Source organism: Streptomyces sp. NPDC048516 (genome assembly GCF_043199875.1).
Lineage (GTDB): Bacteria > Actinomycetota > Actinomycetes > Streptomycetales > Streptomycetaceae > Streptomyces.
Window position 1 is genome coordinate 89,190 of sequence record NZ_JBICWS010000017.1, and the last position, 17,709, is coordinate 106,898.

The following is a 17,709-nucleotide window of genomic DNA, read 5'->3' on the forward strand; positions in this document are numbered from 1 at the left end:
CGCGTCCGGCTGCGGGGACGCGTGCGGATACCGGCTCGGGCGCGGTCCGCGACGTACGGGGGATGGGGCGGCGGGCGGTGGCCGTGCTCATCCTCTGCCTGGCGCTCGGGGCGGCCCCGCTTCCGGCCGCCGCCGCGGCCGCGCCCTCGTACGCCGCCGCCGCGCCCTCGTACGCCTCCGCCGCGGCCCCGGACGCCGCCGCGGCGGAGGGGCACCCCACCGTCCACCTCTCCCGGAAGGAAGCCGGCAAGGGCGGCTCGCTCACCGTGACCGGCCGTGGCTGGCGGCCCAAGGCGCTGCTCACTCTGCTGATCTGCGGGCAGAACATGATCGGCGGTACCAATTCCTGTGCCAACGGCGACGGACGGGCGGTCACCACCGACGCCCATGGCGCATTCAGCAGGCGCCTCCCGGTCGCCGAGCCGCCCAAGCCCTGCCCCTGTGTGGTGCATGTGGCGACCGTGACCGGTGAGGCGGCGGATGCGAATGCCGCCTTCACGGTGGCGGGCCACCCGGTGGCGCCGCTGCCCGCGGAGAGCACCGGCGGCCGGCTGACGGTGCTCGCCCAGCCGCGGCTGGCGGGCAGCAGCGGCCTGCTGACCTGGTTCGGCGCCCCCGCACAGCGCCGGTTGACCCTCACGGTCGGCAATCTCGGCTCGGCACCGGCCAAGGACCCCGTCTTCCGGGTCGGCATCTCGCACGGGGTCTTCGCGCCGAAGTGGGAGGAGCAGCAGTGGCGGGGGACCGTACCCGCCGGGAAGAAGGCTGAGGTCACGCTGCCGGTCGAGCTGCCGGCCGGCGCGCACGGAGACTATCTGGTCTCGCTCGAATACGGCGGCAAGGTGCTGGCCGAGCAGCCCTGGGGAGTCGGCAGGCCATGGGGCGTGACGCTCTTCTGGGGGCTGCTCTGCGTGGTGGTCCCGACGGCGGTGTTCCGCATCGGGATGGCCCTCGTGGACCGACTGCGCCCGCGCCGGACGGGCGGCACCCGCAGGCATGGCGCAGGACGTTCACCCACGACCGGACGTACGCCCACGACCGGGCGCAGGTCCACGACCGGGCGTTCGCCCGAGATCACACGTACGCCCACGGCCGGAGGTGCGCCGGCGGCCGGACGCACGCGCACGGCCGGCATCGGAGCACGCATCAGGAAGCGGACCGCGAGCGAGGGCTCCACGGCCGACCCCGGTCCACCGGGCGGCCGTGCCGCGCTGCCGTGGTTCACCCCGGACACCGCACCGTCCACCACCACATCAACCGAACGACCGACATCAACCGAACGACCGACGTCGAAAGGTTCAGCGTGATGAGGCAACGGAGGAGAGCCGCGGTGGCCTCGGCCGCCGCGCTGGTGCTCGCGGGTGCGGGCATCGTGGCAGCGGCCGGGACGGCCCAGGCCGCAGAGGTGTCGTACAAGACGGAGTGTCTGCCGCCGCCGATATCGGGGCTGCCGCCGGTCGAGGGCACCACGAAGGTGGCGGTCAGCGCCCCGGAGACGGCCAAGGTCGGCGAGGAGATCGAGGTGGTCTGGAAGACGGTCGAGGGGGCTTCCAAGAACCCCGACATCCTCGATCTGGGGGAGAACACCGTCCAGCCGACCGGCACGATCAAGGTGGCCGGGGCGCAGACCGGAGATCTGGCCATGCAGGGGCCGCGGCAGAACCCGCCGATCCCCAAGGGCAGTCCGATGAAGCTGTCCGACATGAAGGGCAAGCTGAAGCTGTCGAAGCCGGGTGAGGTCACCCTGACGCCCGGCTTCTACAACATCAACGTCAGCAAGCCGATCTCGACGGACACCAAGTGCTCGCCCAAGGAGACGGTGAAGCCCGCGGTCACCATCAAGGTGACCGACGGCGGGGCCGGTTCCGGCGGCACCACGAGCGGCACCACCACCGGCACCACGAGCGGAACGACCACCGGCACCACCTCCGGCACGACCGGCGGGACCACGAGTGGCACCACTACCGGGACCACCACCGGCACCACCGGCGGGACCACCGGTGGCACCGACGGCGGTGCGACCAGCGGCTCGTCCGGCGGTACGACCACCGGCGGCTCCGGCGGCGACCCCGACGGCACCGCGTACAAGGGCAAGGAAATACTGGTCCCGTACGCCTGCAAGACGCCCATCGGGGACAAGAAGGCGACCTCGCCGGTCCAGATCAACGCCGTCAAGAAGGCCGGCAGTTACGACCTGACGGTGAAGTTCAGCAAGTCCGTCATGGACAGTCCGGCGGACATCCCCAAGGGCTCGGTCAAGCCGTCGATGGACGTCAAGGTCGGTGGCGCGGACAAGGGAGCGGTGAAGGTCGAGGGGCCGGCGAACGCCGACCCGATCAAGTCGGGGCAGCCGATAGCGATCCCCGATCTGAAGGGCACCTACAAGCCGGGTGCCACCGGTAAGGCCACGCTCACCCCGGGCGTGCTCACCGTCAACGCCCTGGGGACGACCACCACCTGCACCCCGGAGAAGGACCCGGGAGTCTCGCTCGCCCTGGACACCGCGGCGCAGCAGGGCGGCACGTCCGGCGGTACGTCCAGTGGTGCCACGGGCGGCGCGGCGGCCTCCGGTGGCGGCGCGGCGGGGCCGGCCAGTGTCTCGGGCGGCAGCAGCGGCGGCCTCGCCGAAACCGGTGCGGGCGACCACGGTGCGCTGACCGCGCTCGGCCTCCTCGCCGGGACGGTCATCCTGCTGGGCGGGGCGGTCTTCACCTTCCTGCCGCGGCACCGGGCACGGGTCCGCTGACGCGGCACGTCCCCGGGGACGCATAAGCGGCACGCCCTCAGGGATGCATGACCGGCACGTCCCGGGGACGCGTAAGCGGCACGCCCTCAGGGATGCAGCACGACCGGCACGTCCCCGGGGAGGCAGGAGCCCCACCGTCCCCGGGGAGGCAGGAGCCCCACCGTCCCCGGGGACGCACGAAGGGGGCGTCGCACCGGCGGTGCGACGCCCCCTTCCGCTGTCCGGGGCCGGGGAAGCGTCAGTTGACGCTGCCCATCAGCTCCTTGATCCGCTTGCGGGACGTCCAGATGCCGAGGCCGGCGATGACGGCGAACACGGCCTCCACGGCGACCGCGCCGGCGGTGTTCAGATTGACGTTCAGCTGCGGCGACGTCAGCAGACCCGACACCGAGTCACCCGCCGTGACCGCGAGGAACCAGACACCCATCATCTGGGAGGTGTACTTGGCAGGCGCCATCTTCGTGGTGACCGACAGTCCGACCGGGGAGAGGCACAGCTCGCTGACGGTCTGGATGAAGTAGATGGCCACCAGCCACATCGGGCTGACCCTGCCGCCGTTGGCCGCGGTGTCGATCAGCGGGATGAGGAAGACCGCGAACGAGATGCCGATCAGCGCGAGGCTGGACGCGAACTTGACGGCGGTGCTGGGCTCCTTCTCGCGCCTGTTCAGCCACAGCCACGCGGAGGCGACCACCGGGGCGAGCGCCATGATGAAGAGCGGGTTCAGCGACTGGTACCAGGACGTCGGGAAGTGGAATCCCAGCAGGTCGTTCGTCGTGGAGTTCTCGCCGAAGATCGACAGGGTCGAGCCGTTCTGGTCGTAGATCATCCAGAAGACGGCGGCGACCGCGAAGAACCAGATGTAGCCCGAGAGCTTGGACTGCTCCAGCTCCGTGAGCTCCTTGTCGCGCTTCATGCGGAACAGCACCGCGATCGGGATGACCAGGCCGGCGATGGTGATCGGCATCAACGCCCAGTCGGCGAAGTTACCGGTCACGCCGAGCAGGGTGTAGAAGACGGCCGCGACGAACAGCCAGATCAGGCCCTTGCGCAGCACGGACGCCTTCTCCTGGTCCGTCGCGGGCTGGGCGACGACGCTGCTCTCCGGGCTCAAGTGGCGGGTGCCGAGCAGGAACTGGGCGAGGCCGAGCGCCATGCCGACGGCGGCGAGCGTGAACCCGAGGTGCCAGTTGACGCTCTCACCGACGGTGCCGATGGACAGCGGGGCCAGGAGGGCGCCGATGTTGATGCCGATGTAGAAGAGCGTGAAGCCACCGTCACGGCGCGGGTCTTGCGGGCCGTCATAGAGGTGGCCGACCATCGTGGAGATGTTCGCCTTCAGCAGGCCGGAGCCGATCGCGACCAGCGCGAGACCCGCGAAGAAGGACGCCGCGGAGGGCAGGGCGAGCGTGATGTGGCCCGCGATGACGACGAGGGCACCGATGGCCACCGTCTTGCGCGGCCCCCAGAAGCGGTCGGCCACCCAGCCGCCCGGCATGGCGAGCAGGTAGACCATCGCCATGTAGACCGAGTAGATCGCCGTGGCCGTGGTGGCCTGCATGTGCATGCCGCCGGGCGCGATCAGATACAGCGGGAGTAGAGCCTTCATGCCGTAGAAGCTGTAGCGCTCCCACATCTCGGTCATGAAGAGAGTGGCCAGGCCACGGGGGTGGCCGAAGAAGGTTTTGCCGCCGTCCACAGGGTTCCCCTGCTGGGCCGCGTCCTTCGTCAGGCTGGACGCCATGGGTGCTTCCTTGCTGCTACGGGACGCGTTCGCTGGCCGATACGCGCCCGGGTGGGGGAGACCGGCACCGGCGTAGCCCCGCCCGCCCCCGCTTCCGGGAGGTTCGGCACCCCGTGAGGGGCCGGCGGGACGGTCGTACTCCGGATTCCACGCTCCCCCGTCCAGCAGGCGCGGCGGACCCGGTCGACAGGTCGATCACTGTCCATCAGGGCTGGTGATTCCAGCCCGGTACACAACGAGGGACCGTTGACGTCGGTGGAGAGTCAAAGGTCCCGGTGGTTGAGCGATGGACGTCCTGCCACCATACGTCTGGTTGCAGGACTGTTGGGCCGCGTGAGACAACGCTCACACCGGCACGGGGAACCATGAGCGCCCCCGCGGGCAACGCGCGCCCTCGCGCGCGCCAGGGGCGTGCCCGGCTCACGTGGCAGGAACGGTCCGTCGTCGGCCATCCGCGCTGGTCCGCCCCTGGGTCCACGGACATCGGACTACCATCGGGCCATGACCCGTGTACTGCTCGCCGAGGATGACGCGTCCATCTCGGAGCCGCTCGCCCGCGCACTGCGCCGCGAGGGTTACGAAGTCGAGGTGCGCGAGGACGGCCCGACGGCGCTCGACGCCGGTCTCCAGGGCAATATCGACCTCGTCGTCCTGGACCTGGGGCTGCCCGGCATGGACGGCCTGGAGGTCGCCCGCCGGCTGCGCAACGAAGGCCATTCCTTCCCCATCCTGGTGCTGACCGCCCGCGCCGACGAGGTGGACACCGTCGTCGGGCTGGACGCCGGCGCGGACGACTACGTCACCAAGCCCTTCCGGCTCGCCGAACTCCTCGCCCGCGTACGGGCCCTGCTGCGCCGCGGCTCCACCGCCGAGCCCCAGCAGCCGCCCGCCACCCACGGCGTACGGATCGACGTCGAGTCGCACCGTGCGTGGATGGGTGACGAGGAACTGCAGCTCACGGCGAAGGAGTTCGACCTGCTGCGGGTCCTGGTGCGGGACGCCGGCCGGGTCGTCACCCGCGACCAGCTGATGCGCGAGGTCTGGGACACCACCTGGTGGTCCTCCACGAAGACGCTCGACATGCACATCTCCTGGCTGCGCAAGAAGCTCGGGGACGACGCCGCCAACCCCCGCTATATCGCCACCGTCCGCGGAGTCGGCTTCCGCTTCGAGAAGAGCTAGGGGCCCGTGCGCCGCCGCCTGATCAACTCCACGCTCGCCGTGGTGCTCGTCGTGATCGCCGTCTTCGGCGTCTCGCTCGTCATCGTCGAGACCCGCACCATCCAGGCCGGCGCCCAGGAGAGCGTGGCGTCCGAGGCGGTCCGGCTGGTCGGGATAGTGGAGAGCCGGCTGGGCAGCGGCGAGAAGATCACCCCGGACATCCTCTCCGAGCAGATCACCGCCAAGCGGTACGCGAAGATCAAGGTGCCGGGCAAGGCGCCGATCGAGATCGGGACACGGCCCTCGGGCGATGTCATCCAGTCGCAGGTGAGCGGGGACCGCGGTGAGTCGGTCACGGTCCAGGCCTCCCGCTCCATGGTGAGCGCGGAGATCGGGCGGACGCTGCTGGTCATTCTGGCCGTGGCGCTGCTGGCGATCATCGCGGCCGTCATCCTGGCCGTCCGCCAGGGCCGTCGGCTGACCGCGCCGCTCACCGACCTCGCCGAGACCGCCGAACGCCTCGGCTCCGGCGACCCCCGCCCGCGCCACCGCCGCTACGGCGTCCAGGAGCTGGACCGGGTCGCCGATGTGCTGGACGCCAGCGCCGAGCGGATCGCGCGGATGCTGACCGCCGAGCGGCGGCTGGCCGCGGACGCCTCGCACCAGCTGCGGACACCGCTGACCGCGCTGTCCATGCGGCTGGAGGAGATCACCGTCACCGACGATCCGGACACCGTGAAGGAAGAGGCCACCATCGCGCTGGCGCAGGTGGAGCGGCTGACGGACGTCGTCCAGCGGCTGCTGACCAATTCCCGGGACCCGCGCAGCGGCTCCGCGGTCGCCTTCGACCTGGACGAGGTGGTCAAGCAGCAGATCGAGGAGTGGCGGCCTGCCTACCGCAGTGCGGGGCGGGCCATCGTGCGCTCAGGCAAGAAGGGGCTGCGGGCCGTCGGCACACCGGGCGCGGTCGCCCAGGTGCTGGCCACCCTGATCGAGAACTCGCTGATGCACGGCGACGGGACGGTCGCGCTGCGCACCCGCGTCACCGGCAACCAGGCGGTCGTCGAGGTCACCGACGCCGGGCCCGGGGTGCCGCCGGACCTCGGCTCGCGGGTCTTCGAGCGCACGGTCTCCGGCCGGAACTCCACCGGGCTCGGGCTGGCCGTCGCACGGGATCTGGCGGAGGCGGACGGCGGGCGGCTGGAACTGCTCCAGCAGCATCCGCCGGTCTTCGCGCTGTTCCTGGCACGTGAGGCGGAGCCCGTCGAGGAGTGAGGCCGGCGCCTTGCGGGCCGCGACAGGGGGCGTGCGGGGCCGCGAGAGGGGGGCTTGCGGGGTCGCGAGAACCGTGCGGGACCGGCTGCCGCGCCCCGGGGCTACTTCCGGGAGACGCTGCGCGGGCGCTCCGAGCCGTCGGCGAGGAAGGACTCGGCCCTCTCCACGGCCTCCCGCGCGGGCAGGGTGCGAAAGACCCAGGTGCGGTAGGACCAGAAGCGGAAGAGCGTGGCGAAGCCGATGCCGACGAACTTGAAGACATTGCTCTGCAGCGGGCTGTCCCAGTGGAACCCGTACGTCGCGACGTAGAGCAGACCGTTCTCGATCACCAGGCCGACCGCGCTGAACAGCAGGAAGAGCGTCAGCTCCTTCGTCCGGCCCTGTTTGTCGCGGTCACGGTAGGTGAAGTAGCGGTAGCCGAGGTAGTTGGTGCCGGTCGCCACGACCGTCGCGATGATGCTGGCCCGGACGACGGGGACCTCGGTCAGGTGCCGCACGAGGTTGAACACCACGAAGTTGACGATCACCCCCGCGCCGCCGACCGCGCCGAACTTCGCCAGTTCCCGAACGAGCGCCTCCAGCCGCGACCGCAGTGCGCTCCGTTCACTCATGGTGATCGCTCAGCTCCTGTCGTGGGCGGGGTGCGCGGCCGTCGGCCTGTTCTCAAGCTGTTCCGCCTCCTCATGCTAACCAGCGGCCGGGAGCGCTGCCTGCCATCTGTCAGGTCCGTGCGCAACGCCCCGCGGTCCGAACGGGTCAGCCGACAGTGACCGCGGATCGACCCACGGCAACAACGGATCAGCCGACGCTGACACGGAAGTTGAGGCTGCGGGCGCCCTTCTCGTCGGCGGCGCCGGTGCCGCAGCGCCGGCAGCGCAGCAGCCGCAAGTCCGTACGTCCCGGACCGACGGCCTCGAAGGCCAGGTAGCGGGCGGTGCCGGCCGGGGGCGGGCCGCCGGTGCCCACAGGGGTGCCGGCGGCCTTCAGGACGGCCGGGTCGGGGCGGGGCTCGGCGATGATCCAGCGGTAGCCGCCGGCGGGGTCCTCGGGGACCTGCACGCTGAAGCGGTCGCCGGCGGAGACGGTGATCTCGGTGTCGTCCGCGTCATAGACCGTGGGCGCGGATAACTGGCTGAAAACGGAGTGCAGGGCGATCAGCAGCGCGGCGATCGCGACGGCGATCACCAGCCTCCTGGAGCCCCCTGATATGCCACTGTTCTCCATCCGGCCTCCCCTTTTGCCGGGCCCGGCCCGGGTGCCGGCCCCGCACCCCGGCCCGAGGGTAACCGCCCGTGTCGATCTTTCACCGGCGATCTTCGAACGTGCGAACTTAGAGGATCATCCAAGCCCGGGTCGGGGCCCGCGCCGCCGTACGGATACCCTGGGGGCGTGACGTTCCCGGTAGTCGGCATGGTCGGCGGCGGTCAGCTCGCCCGTATGACCCACGAGGCGGGTATCCCCCTCGGCATCAAGTTCAAGCTCCTCAGCGACACTCCGCAGGATTCGGCGGCTCAGGTGGTCGGTGATGTCGTCATCGGCGACTACCGCGATCTGGACACCCTGCGCGCCTTCGCTCGTGGCTGCGACGTGATCACCTTCGATCACGAGCACGTTCCCACCGAGCATTTGCGGGCGCTGGAGGCCGACGGCATCCCCGTGCGGCCCGGCCCCGATGCGCTGGTGCACGCCCAGGACAAGGGGGTGATGCGGGCGAAACTGGACGCGATCGGTGTGCCCTGTCCGCGGCACCGCATCGTCGTGGACCCTGCGGACGTGGAGCGCTTCGCGGCCGAGGGCGAAGGCTTTCCCGTGATCCTCAAGACCGTCCGCGGGGGCTATGACGGCAAGGGTGTCTGGGTCGTGCGATCCTCCAAGGAGGCTGCCGAGCCGTTCCGCGCCGGGGTGCCCGTCCTCGCGGAGGAAAAGGTCGATTTCGCCCGCGAACTGGCCGCCAATATCGTCCGCTCGCCGCACGGCCAGGCCGTCGCCTACCCGGTCGTGGAGTCCATCCAGGTCGACGGCGTCTGTGACACCGTGATCGCGCCGGCGCCCGGCCTCGACCCGGAGCTCGCGGGCCAGGCCCAGGAGCTGGCGCTGCGCATCGCGCAGGAGCTGGACGTCGTCGGCCACCTGGCCGTCGAGCTCTTCGAGACCGCCGACGGCCGCATCCTGGTCAACGAGCTCGCCATGCGCCCGCACAACTCCGGCCACTGGACCCAGGACGGCGCGATCACCTCGCAGTTCGCCAACCACGTCCGTGCCGTGCTCGACCTCCCGCTCGGCGATCCGCGCCCGCGCGCCCCCTGGACGGTCATGGCCAACGTCCTCGGCGGCGACTACCCCGACATGTATTACGCGTACCTCCATTGCATGGCGCGGGACCCGCAGTTGAAGATCCATATGTACGGGAAGGACGTGAAGCCCGGCCGTAAGGTCGGCCATGTCAACACCTACGGCGACGACCTGGCGGATGTGCGCGAGCGCGCCGCACACGCCGCCGGCTACCTGCGAGGAACGATCACCGAATGACGACCGGTATGTCGCCCGACCACCGCCCCGCAACCCACGCCGACGCCCCCTCCGCCCCGTCCCCCGTGGTCGGCATCGTCATGGGCTCCGACTCCGACTGGCCCGTCATGGAGGCCGCCGCGCAGGCCCTCGACGAGTTCGAGATCCCCTACGAGGTCGATGTCGTCTCGGCGCACCGCATGCCGCGCGAGATGATCGCGTACGGCGAGGAGGCGGACGGGCGCGGCCTGAAGGCGATCATCGCCGGCGCCGGCGGCGCGGCCCACCTCCCCGGGATGCTCGCCTCCGTCACCCCGCTGCCGGTGATCGGTGTCCCGGTCCCGCTGAAGTACCTCGACGGGATGGACTCGCTGCTGTCCATCGTGCAGATGCCCGCCGGGGTGCCGGTCGCCACCGTCTCCGTCGGCGGCGCCCGCAACGCCGGCCTGCTGGCCGCCCGGATCCTCGCCACCCAGGACCCCGAACTCCTCACCCGGATGCGCGAGTTCCAGCAGGAGCTGAACGACCAGGCCACCGAGAAGGGCAAGCGGCTGCGCAACAAGGTCGCCTCCCCGGCCGGCTTCGGCTTCGGGGGCGGTAAGTGAGCTCCTCCCTGGACGCCGCCCGGGACCTGCTCGCCCGCTGGCCCGTCGTCGACGGCCACAACGACCTGCCCTGGGCGCTGCGCGAGCAGGTCCGCTACGACCTCGGCCGGCGCGACATCGCCGCCGACCAGTCCGCGCACCTCCACACCGACCTGCCGCGGCTGCGGGCCGGCGGCGTCGGCGCCCAGTTCTGGTCGGTGTACGTACGCGCCGACTACGCGGGCGACAAGGCCGTCAGCGCCACCCTCGAACAGGTCGACGTGGTGCGGGAACTGGTCGCCCGTTACCCCGACGCGCTGCGCCTGGCGCACACCGCCGACGACATGGAAACGGCCCGCGCCGAGGGCCGGATCGCGTCCCTCATGGGCGCCGAGGGCGGCCACTCCATCCACAACTCGCTGGCCACCCTGCGCGCGCTGCACCAGCTGGGCGTGCGCTACATGACGCTCACCCACAACGACACCATCGACTGGGCGGACTCCGCGACCGACGACCCGCGCCACTACGGCCTGTCGGCCTTCGGCGAGGAAGTCGTCCGGGAGATGAACCGCTGCGGCATGCTGGTCGACCTCTCGCACGTCTCGGCCGACACCATGCGCGACGCGCTGCGCGTCAGCACCGCACCGGTGATCTTCTCGCACTCCTCCGCCCGCGCCGTCTGCGACCATCCGCGCAACATCCCCGACGACGTACTGGCTCAGCTGCCCGCCAACGGCGGTGTCGCCATGGCCACCTTCGTGCCGAAGTTCGTGCTGCCGGAGGCCGTCGCCTGGACGCAGCGGGCCGACGAGAACATGCGGGCCCACGGCCTGCACCACCTCGACACCACCGAGGCGGGCATGACCGTCCAGCGGGCCTTCGAAGCCGAACACCCCCGCCCGATGGCCACCGCGGCCACCGTCGCCGACCATCTCGACCACATGCGCGAGGTCGCCGGCGTCGACCACATCGGGATCGGCGGCGACTTCGACGGCACGGCCTTCACCCCGGCCGACCTGGCCGATGTCGCCGGCTACCCGAACCTGATCGCCGAACTCCTGGACCGCAAGTGGTCCGAGGCCGACCTGGCCAAGCTCACCTGGCAGAACGCCGTCCGCACGCTGCGCGCCGCGGAAGACGCGGCGCGCGCCGAGCAGCAGCGGCGCGGCCCGTCGCACGCGACGATCGAGCAGCTGGACGGCTGACGCCCCGGGCCGGGCCCCGCACCTCATGCACCGGGGTCTTCACCTCATGCAGAGGCAGAACGGGTGCCCGGCCGGATCGAGATAGACCCGCCAGCTCTGCTTCCCGTCGTCGTGCTGGACGAGCTTGGCGCCCAGCGCGACGATCGTGCGCTCGGCCTCGTCGATCTTCGCGCGCGGGACGTCGAAGTCGAGGTGCAACTGCTGCGGCATGTCCTGGCCGGGCCACTGCGGCGGCCGGTAGCCCTCGGCCACCCGCTGGAAGGCGAGGGTCCGGCCGTCCGGTCCGGCGACTTCGACCCAGTCCTCGTCCTCTTCGGTCACCTGCCAGCCGAGCATGTCCGCGTAGAAATCCGCGAGGGCCCGGGGGTCGGGACAGTCCAGTGCGACAACGCCGAATGTGATGTGGCTCATGCCGTCACGATAGCTGCGCTTTTACGCCTTGCGCTTTGCGTTTTGGGCTTTGGGCTTTGGGCTTTGAGGTTGGGCGTACGTTGTCGGCCGTCCCGCCGCGAGCGCGCTCGCCGTTGCGCCTGCGGCGGGCGTGGGCGGTCGGGTGCGGTGACGGCCCTCCGGACTTCGTCCTGCGGTCCGTCCCCTCCCGTGGGTGGGTGGTGAGGCGGGGTGGGGTGGGGCGCGCGTCTCCTGTCCGCTGTCCCTTGGTGCGTCCACGGGGCGCGCCTGACCGCCTGCCTGCACCCCCGCCGGTCTTCTCCCACCCCCAACGGGGAGGGGCCGGACCGCAGGACGAAGCCCGGAGGGGCGGTCCCGCAGCCGAACAGCCCCGCGCCGGCGGCACCAGCCCGCCGCAGGCGCAACGGCGGGACGGCCCGCGACGTGGGGGGCCAACGGCTGGGCGGCACCCGACCACCCACGCCCGCCGCAGGCGTCACGGCGGACAACACCCGTGGCGGGAAGGCCAGGTACGTGGGGGAGAAGAGCTACGCGCGCGGGCGCCCCAGCGCCCGATAGGTCCAGCCCGCCTTGCGCCACAGTTCGGGGTCGAGGGCGTTGCGGCCGTCCAGGATGCGGCGTTCGGCGACGACGTCGCCCAACGCGGCCGGGTCCAGCTCGCGGAACTCGCGCCACTCCGTCAGATGCAGGACCACGTCCGCGCCGCGCACCGCCTCCAGCGCGCTGTCCGCGTACGCCAGCGTCGGGAAGAGGCGCCGGGCGTTCTCCATGCCCTTCGGGTCGTACACCGTCACCTGGCCGCCCTGGAGGTGGATCTGGCCGGCGACATTGAGCGCGGGGGAGTCGCGGACGTCGTCGGAGTCCGGCTTGAAGGTCGCTCCCAGGACGGCAACCCGCTTGCCGAGGAAGCCGCCGCCGACCGCGTCCCGGGTCAGCTCGACCATGTGACCGCGGCGCCGCATGTTGATCGAGTCGATCTCGCGGAGGAAGGTCAGGGCCTGGTCGGCGCCCAGTTCGCCGGCGCGCGCCATGAAGGCCCGCAGGTCCTTGGGCAGGCAGCCGCCGCCGAATCCGATACCGGCCCGCAGGAACTTCTTGCCGATCCGGTCGTCGTGCCCGATGGCCTCGGCGAGCTTGACCACATCGCCGTCGGCCGCCTCGCAGACCTCCGCCATGGCGTTGATGAAGGAGATCTTCGTCGCCAGGAAGGAGTTGGCCGAGGCCTTCACCAGCTCGGACGTCGGGTAGTCCATGACGATGAACGGCGAGCCCTCGGCGATCGGGGCCGCATACACCTCGCGCAGCAGCTCCTCGGCCCGCTCACCGGCCACGCCCACGACGATCCGGTCGGGGTGCAGGGTGTCCTTGACGGCGAACCCCTCGCGCAGGAACTCCGGGTTCCAGGCCAGCTCGACGGCGGCGCCCGCCGGGGCCGCCGCGGCCAGCCGCTCGGCGAGCCGGGACGCGCTGCCCACCGGCACCGTCGACTTACCGACCACCAGGGCGGGCCGGGTCAGATGCGGCGCGAGCGCGTCGAAGGCGCTCTCCACGTACGACATGTCACAGGCGTACTCACCGTGCTTCTGCGGGGTGTTCACACAGACGAAGTGGACGTCGCCGAAGGCCCCGGCCTCCTCGTAGGAGGTGGTGAAGCGCAGCCGGCCGGTCGATCCCTCGATCCCGTCGGCATGGCGGCGCAGCAGCTCCTCCAGGCCGGGCTCGTACATCGGGACCTCGCCCCGCTGCAGCATCTCGATCTTCTCGGGCACCACGTCGAGCCCCAGCACCTCGAAACCCAGCTCGGCCATGGCCGCGGCGTGGGTCGCGCCGAGGTAGCCGGTGCCGATCACGGTGATCTTGAGGGCCATGGATGCTCCAAAAAAGGGGGTTGCGGCGCGCAGCGCCGGGGGCTGCGGGGTGGTCGGGTCACTTCGCTGGGGAAAACGGCGCTGACCGAGCATAGTCGGGCCCGGAAGGGCCATCTCCAGTCGTCGCGCGACCAGGTCTGTAACTGTCGGCAACCTCACGTATCCGCAGGCCCGGCCCGGCGCCTAGAATCCGGAGAGGTAAAGGGTTACTTAACGGTAGTTAGCACTGCCGACAGCTCACAGGGGAGTGAGAAAGCGTGGCGGGAACCGCTGATTTCGATCTGTACCGGCCGTCCGAGGAGCACGACATGCTCCGCGAGTCGGTGCGCTCGCTCGCCGAGGCGAAAATCGCGCCGTTCGCCGCCGCGGTGGACGAGGAGGCCCGCTTCCCGCAGGAGGCGCTCGACGCGCTGGTCGCCAACGACCTGCACGCCGTCCACGTACCGGAGGCCTACGGCGGTGCCGGCGCCGACGCGCTGGCGACCGTCATCGTCATCGAGGAGGTGGCCCGCGTCTGCGGCTCGTCCTCCCTCATACCGGCGGTCAACAAGCTCGGCTCGCTCCCGGTGATCCTCTCCGGCTCCGAGGAGCTGAAGGCGAAGTACCTGGGCCCGCTGGCCAAGGGCGACACGATGTTCTCGTACTGTCTGAGCGAGCCGGACGCCGGTTCCGACGCGGCCGGTATGAAGACCAAGGCCGTCCGCGACGGTGACCACTACATCCTCAACGGCGTCAAGCGCTGGATCACCAACGCCGGCGTCAGCGACTCCTACACGGTGATGGCCGTCACCGACCCGGAGAAGCGCTCCAAGGGCATCTCGGCCTTCGTCGTCGAGAAGGGCGACGAGGGTGTCTCGTTCGGCGCCCCGGAGAAGAAGCTCGGCATCAAGGGCTCCCCGACCCGCGAGGTCTACCTCGACAACGTCCGGATCCCCGCCGACCGCATGATCGGCGCCGAGGGCACCGGCTTCGCCACCGCCATGAAGACCCTGGACCACACCCGCATCACCATCGCGGCCCAGGCCCTCGGCATCGCCCAGGGCGCCCTGGACTACGCCAAGGGCTACGTCCAGGAGCGCAAGCAGTTCGGCAAGCCGATCGGTGACTTCCAGGGCGTCCAGTTCATGCTCGCCGACATGGCCATGAAGGTGGAGGCGGCCCGCCAGCTCACCTACGCAGCGGCCGCCCGCTCCGAGCGGATCTCCGCCGGCGGCAAGGGCGAGGACCTGACCTTCTTCGGCGCCGCGGCCAAGTGCTACGCCTCGGACGCCGCCATGGAGATCACCACGGACGCCGTCCAGCTGCTCGGCGGCTACGGCTACACCCGTGACTACCCCGTCGAGCGGATGATGCGGGACGCCAAGATCACCCAGATTTATGAGGGCACGAACCAAGTGCAGCGGATCGTGATGGCAAGGAACCTTCCGTAGCAGGGTTTTTGCAGGTCAGGAGCTGTTTCGAAGGTCCGGAGGGACGCCCTTGGCTTTCTGTCCGTTGCGGCCTGATCAGGGCCGTTCCTGGGCGTCATGCGGGGAGAATCCTGGGCAGATGCCGGGCTGAAAACGGCCACTGACCTGTACAAACAACACAGCCCCCGGCGCGACGCCGGGGGCTGTTGTCGTACGCGGATCAGGCGACCTCTGATCCCTCAGTCGGGTCGTCGGCGCCGGGCGTCAACATCGTTGCGATGGCGGCCCGGCCACGCTGCTCGGCCCCTTCGAAGATGTAGTGGTAGTGCTCCCTCAGCACGTCCGTACTGCTGTGGCCCATCCAGTCGGCCACGTCGTTCTCGGGGACTCCGGCGTACAGCAGCCGCGACCCGTAGTAGTGCCGGAGTGAGTGCGCCTTGCAGTACTTCACCTGTCCCTTGCCCAGAGCCTCCATCCAGATCTTCGGGTAGAAGGACGACGCGTAGAGGTAGCCAGTCCGCGTCACGTTGGGGAAGAGAAGTCGCTCCGGCCCCCATACGCCGTGGTTCTTGATGTGCCGCCGTAGCTCGAAGGCGACGTTCGGAGGGAGGGAGACGGTACGCCCTGGCTCACCTTCATCACGAGCCTTGATGTGCCGACGCTGGATCGCGCTGTTCTTCCCCGACTCGGTGTCTCCGTCCTCCGCAATCTGGAAGTCGACGCGAAGCGTCTCGGCCTTGAAGTCGATCTGATCGCGGGACACCGCCATGGCCTCACCCAGCCGCAGGCCGCACCCGGCCATGATCCACAACATCGCGCGGTATCGCGGAGGAGCGGCATCCAGCATCGCCAGAACTTCCCGCGTCGTGAGCCGCCTTGCGGTGCTCTTCTGCTCCCGGATCTCCTTGGCGCGGCTGCCCGCGCCCTTGACCTTCTTGCACGGGTTCCGGCCGACGATCTCGTTGACGACAGCCCAGTCCATCATCCCGGAGAAGAACGAGAATCGCTGACGCCGTGTGCGGGCGGACAGCTTCCGGTCCTGCTCCATCCACAAGAGCCACTGCTCAACATCAGCGACCTTCAGGGACACGATGGAACGGGCCTTGAAGAACGGCTCGATGGTCGTGTTGAGGATCGACCGGTACTGCTTCTTGGTGCTGTTCTCCAGCTTCCTTTGATTCGTCCACTGCTCCCACACGGCCGTCACGGGCTGCTTGCCCAAGCGGTCGTCCAGGTAGGTCCCGGCGTCGAGTTCCTGCTCCTTGCGCTTGCGCTGGTCATCAGCCCGCTTCTTGGTCTCGAACGTCTTCTGCCGCTGCTTGCCGTCCGGGTCGTACCAGTACGTCGTCCACATCTTCGAGTCGTCTGTTGACCGCGCGACCCATGCCCTTGCCACTGAAGCGGCCCCCTCCTGCTGCTGCCGACGTACGGGCCCGCCCCGCCGTCGCGCCGGTCACTCCCCGGCGTTTTCAAGTTTGCACATCGACCACCCTGGGTTGTCAACACAGGGTGGAACCCACTGGGTGTGTTAGCTTGAGTGATATGGAAGCGGATGACAGCGGGTTCGAGATCACTCAGCAGCAGGGCGCCTGGGTGGTCCGCATGTGGTGGCCCGTGGGGCCGGTCAACGGGGGGCCACAGCGGATCACCATCGAGCCGGCCGAAGATGCCCCTGCTCGTGAGGTGGCACGGGGTATCTCGACCACTGTCCTGCGCAGGCTCGATGTAGCCGCAGCCCTGAAGCTGGCCAAGCAGGCTCCCGAAGCCCAGCGGACGTTGGAGGAGGTGGCAGGGAAGCTGAATGAGATGGGAGAGGCGGCGGGGCTCGCCCTGGAGGGCGAAGGCGTCTCGGAGCGGTACTTGGCTTTGCTTGTTGCCACGTACACCGCCATGGCGGATTTTGGGGCTCCTGCGCCCGTTCCTTGGCTGGCACGGCTCATCGGCCGCCGACCCGAGACGGTGAAGGATCACCTGAAGCGGGCCAGAAGGGACGGCTTCCTGACCACAGTTGCCGGTAAGGCGGGTGGAGAGTTGACGGACAAGGCCGAAGCCGTACTTGAGGAAGTGACTGAAGTAGGTAGCCAAGGCGGCTGAACTACATAACACTTCATGCGCATTGAGCCCCCGAGGGTATTCGGGGGCTTTCTTGTTTCTTGGAGGATGAATGGCGTACGCCAGACTGATGACCGTTGACGACGTGGCCAACTACCTGAGTAAGCCCCGCTCCTGGGTGTATGGAAACTGGAAAGCCGAACAGATCCCGTTCCGCAAGGTGGGTCAGTCCCTCCGTTGCCGACCGGCCGACTTGGAGAATGTTGAGGCTGTCCCGGAGCCGGAGCCGGAGCCGGAGCCGGAGCCGGAGCCGGAAGCGGCACCCGTGGGGGAGCCTGACCCCGAGCCGGTCCCATCCGTGATGCTGGCCGGAGAGGTGCCCGGTTACTCGTGGGAAGACGCCAGAGAGGCCGTTCGGCGCATGGGCTATGAGGTGGTCGGCCGTGCCGATGACAGCACGGTCCTGCTGATCCTGGGTGAGGGTGGCGACCGGAATGCCACCAAGCTGCGCGACGCTTCCGAGCGTGGCATCCCTGTGATGGACGTCCGGAAACCGGGACGTTTCAAGTCGGCTGTTCGCTCGGGTGAGTTGGTCGGTGGCGACCCGCTTCCGGAGCCTGCCAAGGTCGCCCTCTCCGGGATGAGTGAGCGAGAGCGCAACCGTGCCGTACGAGCGTGGGCACGCGAGAACGGCTTCACCCCGTGCCTACCAAGGGCCGAATCCCGATGCATGTGCGCCATGCGTG

The 17,709-nt window shown here is 69.9% G+C and carries 15 protein-coding genes; 9 read left to right on the forward strand and 6 right to left on the reverse strand.

All coding sequences use genetic code 11. The annotated features are described in order from the left end of the window. The first annotated feature begins 62 nt into the window (after positions 1–62). Together ACGFR7_RS28945 and ACGFR7_RS28950 are read left to right on the forward strand one after the other, a co-directional pair. Complete coding sequence (locus ACGFR7_RS28945) at positions 63–1,307, forward strand: hypothetical protein (RefSeq protein WP_393325037.1); 1,245 nt, start codon at positions 63–65, stop codon at positions 1,305–1,307. Then, a complete protein-coding gene (locus ACGFR7_RS28950) occupies positions 1,307–2,746 on the forward strand; it encodes a hypothetical protein (protein ID WP_393324952.1) in 1,440 nt (479 codons plus the stop codon). The genes ACGFR7_RS28945 and ACGFR7_RS28950 overlap by 1 nt, the downstream gene beginning before the upstream one ends. 238 nt (positions 2,747–2,984) lie before the next feature. Here the strand turns inward: ACGFR7_RS28950 and ACGFR7_RS28955 are convergent, their stop codons facing one another. Continuing rightward, positions 2,985–4,490 carry a peptide MFS transporter gene (locus ACGFR7_RS28955; RefSeq protein ID WP_393324954.1) on the reverse strand — a complete coding sequence of 502 codons (1,506 nt, stop codon included), beginning with the start codon at positions 4,488–4,490 and terminating at the stop codon, positions 2,985–2,987. Positions 4,491–4,991: 501 nt separating this feature from the next. On the opposite strand from ACGFR7_RS28955, the gene ACGFR7_RS28960 reads away from it, so the two are divergent. Next, the gene (locus tag ACGFR7_RS28960) at positions 4,992–5,672 is read left to right on the forward strand and encodes a response regulator transcription factor (RefSeq protein ID WP_030086430.1); all 681 of its coding nucleotides are present in this window, start codon (positions 4,992–4,994) and stop codon (positions 5,670–5,672) included. A gap of 6 nt (positions 5,673–5,678) precedes the next feature. After that, positions 5,679–6,926, forward strand: a complete 1,248-nt coding sequence (locus tag ACGFR7_RS28965; protein ID WP_088797976.1) for an ATP-binding protein — start codon at positions 5,679–5,681, stop codon at positions 6,924–6,926. Between the two features lie 101 nt (positions 6,927–7,027). Here ACGFR7_RS28965 and ACGFR7_RS28970 read toward each other — a convergent pair whose 3' ends face one another. Beyond that, positions 7,028–7,537 carry a GtrA family protein gene (locus ACGFR7_RS28970; protein WP_393324956.1) on the reverse strand — a complete coding sequence of 170 codons (510 nt, stop codon included), beginning with the start codon at positions 7,535–7,537 and terminating at the stop codon, positions 7,028–7,030. A gap of 187 nt (positions 7,538–7,724) precedes the next feature. After that, a complete protein-coding gene (locus ACGFR7_RS28975; RefSeq protein WP_393324958.1) occupies positions 7,725–8,150 on the reverse strand; it encodes a protease inhibitor I42 family protein in 426 nt (141 codons plus the stop codon). 165 nt (positions 8,151–8,315) lie between these two features. Between ACGFR7_RS28975 and ACGFR7_RS28980 the strand changes: the two genes are divergently transcribed. Genes ACGFR7_RS28980 through ACGFR7_RS28990 form a run of 3 tightly spaced genes read left to right on the forward strand, consistent with a single transcriptional unit; the run spans position 8,316 to position 11,223 of the window. Continuing rightward, the gene (locus tag ACGFR7_RS28980) at positions 8,316–9,455 is read left to right on the forward strand and encodes a 5-(carboxyamino)imidazole ribonucleotide synthase (RefSeq protein ID WP_393324960.1); all 1,140 of its coding nucleotides are present in this window, start codon (positions 8,316–8,318) and stop codon (positions 9,453–9,455) included. Continuing rightward, the gene (purE, locus tag ACGFR7_RS28985; RefSeq protein WP_393324962.1) at positions 9,452–10,039 is read left to right on the forward strand and encodes a 5-(carboxyamino)imidazole ribonucleotide mutase; all 588 of its coding nucleotides are present in this window, start codon (positions 9,452–9,454) and stop codon (positions 10,037–10,039) included. The genes ACGFR7_RS28980 and purE overlap by 4 nt, the downstream gene beginning before the upstream one ends. Then, the gene (locus ACGFR7_RS28990) at positions 10,036–11,223 is read left to right on the forward strand and encodes a dipeptidase (protein ID WP_393324964.1); all 1,188 of its coding nucleotides are present in this window, start codon (positions 10,036–10,038) and stop codon (positions 11,221–11,223) included. The genes purE and ACGFR7_RS28990 overlap by 4 nt, the downstream gene beginning before the upstream one ends. A gap of 39 nt (positions 11,224–11,262) precedes the next feature. Here the strand turns inward: ACGFR7_RS28990 and ACGFR7_RS28995 are convergent, their stop codons facing one another. Continuing rightward, complete coding sequence (locus tag ACGFR7_RS28995; protein WP_393324965.1) at positions 11,263–11,634, reverse strand: VOC family protein; 372 nt, start codon at positions 11,632–11,634, stop codon at positions 11,263–11,265. 527 nt (positions 11,635–12,161) lie between these two features. Further along, positions 12,162–13,502 carry a UDP-glucose dehydrogenase family protein gene (locus ACGFR7_RS29000; RefSeq protein ID WP_393324967.1) on the reverse strand — a complete coding sequence of 447 codons (1,341 nt, stop codon included), beginning with the start codon at positions 13,500–13,502 and terminating at the stop codon, positions 12,162–12,164. Between the two features lie 257 nt (positions 13,503–13,759). Here ACGFR7_RS29000 and ACGFR7_RS29005 point away from each other — a divergent pair, with 257 nt between their 5' ends. Next, positions 13,760–14,932: an acyl-CoA dehydrogenase family protein gene (locus ACGFR7_RS29005; protein ID WP_393324969.1), complete on the forward strand. Its 1,173-nt coding sequence runs from the start codon at positions 13,760–13,762 to the stop codon at positions 14,930–14,932. Positions 14,933–15,131: 199 nt separating this feature from the next. On the opposite strand, the gene ACGFR7_RS29010 is transcribed toward ACGFR7_RS29005, so the two are convergent. Beyond that, complete coding sequence (locus ACGFR7_RS29010) at positions 15,132–16,307, reverse strand: tyrosine-type recombinase/integrase (protein WP_393324971.1); 1,176 nt, start codon at positions 16,305–16,307, stop codon at positions 15,132–15,134. A gap of 146 nt (positions 16,308–16,453) precedes the next feature. On the opposite strand from ACGFR7_RS29010, the gene ACGFR7_RS29015 reads away from it, so the two are divergent. After that, a complete protein-coding gene (locus ACGFR7_RS29015) occupies positions 16,454–17,005 on the forward strand; it encodes a hypothetical protein (RefSeq protein ID WP_393324973.1) in 552 nt (183 codons plus the stop codon). Positions 17,006–17,709 lie beyond the last annotated feature (704 nt).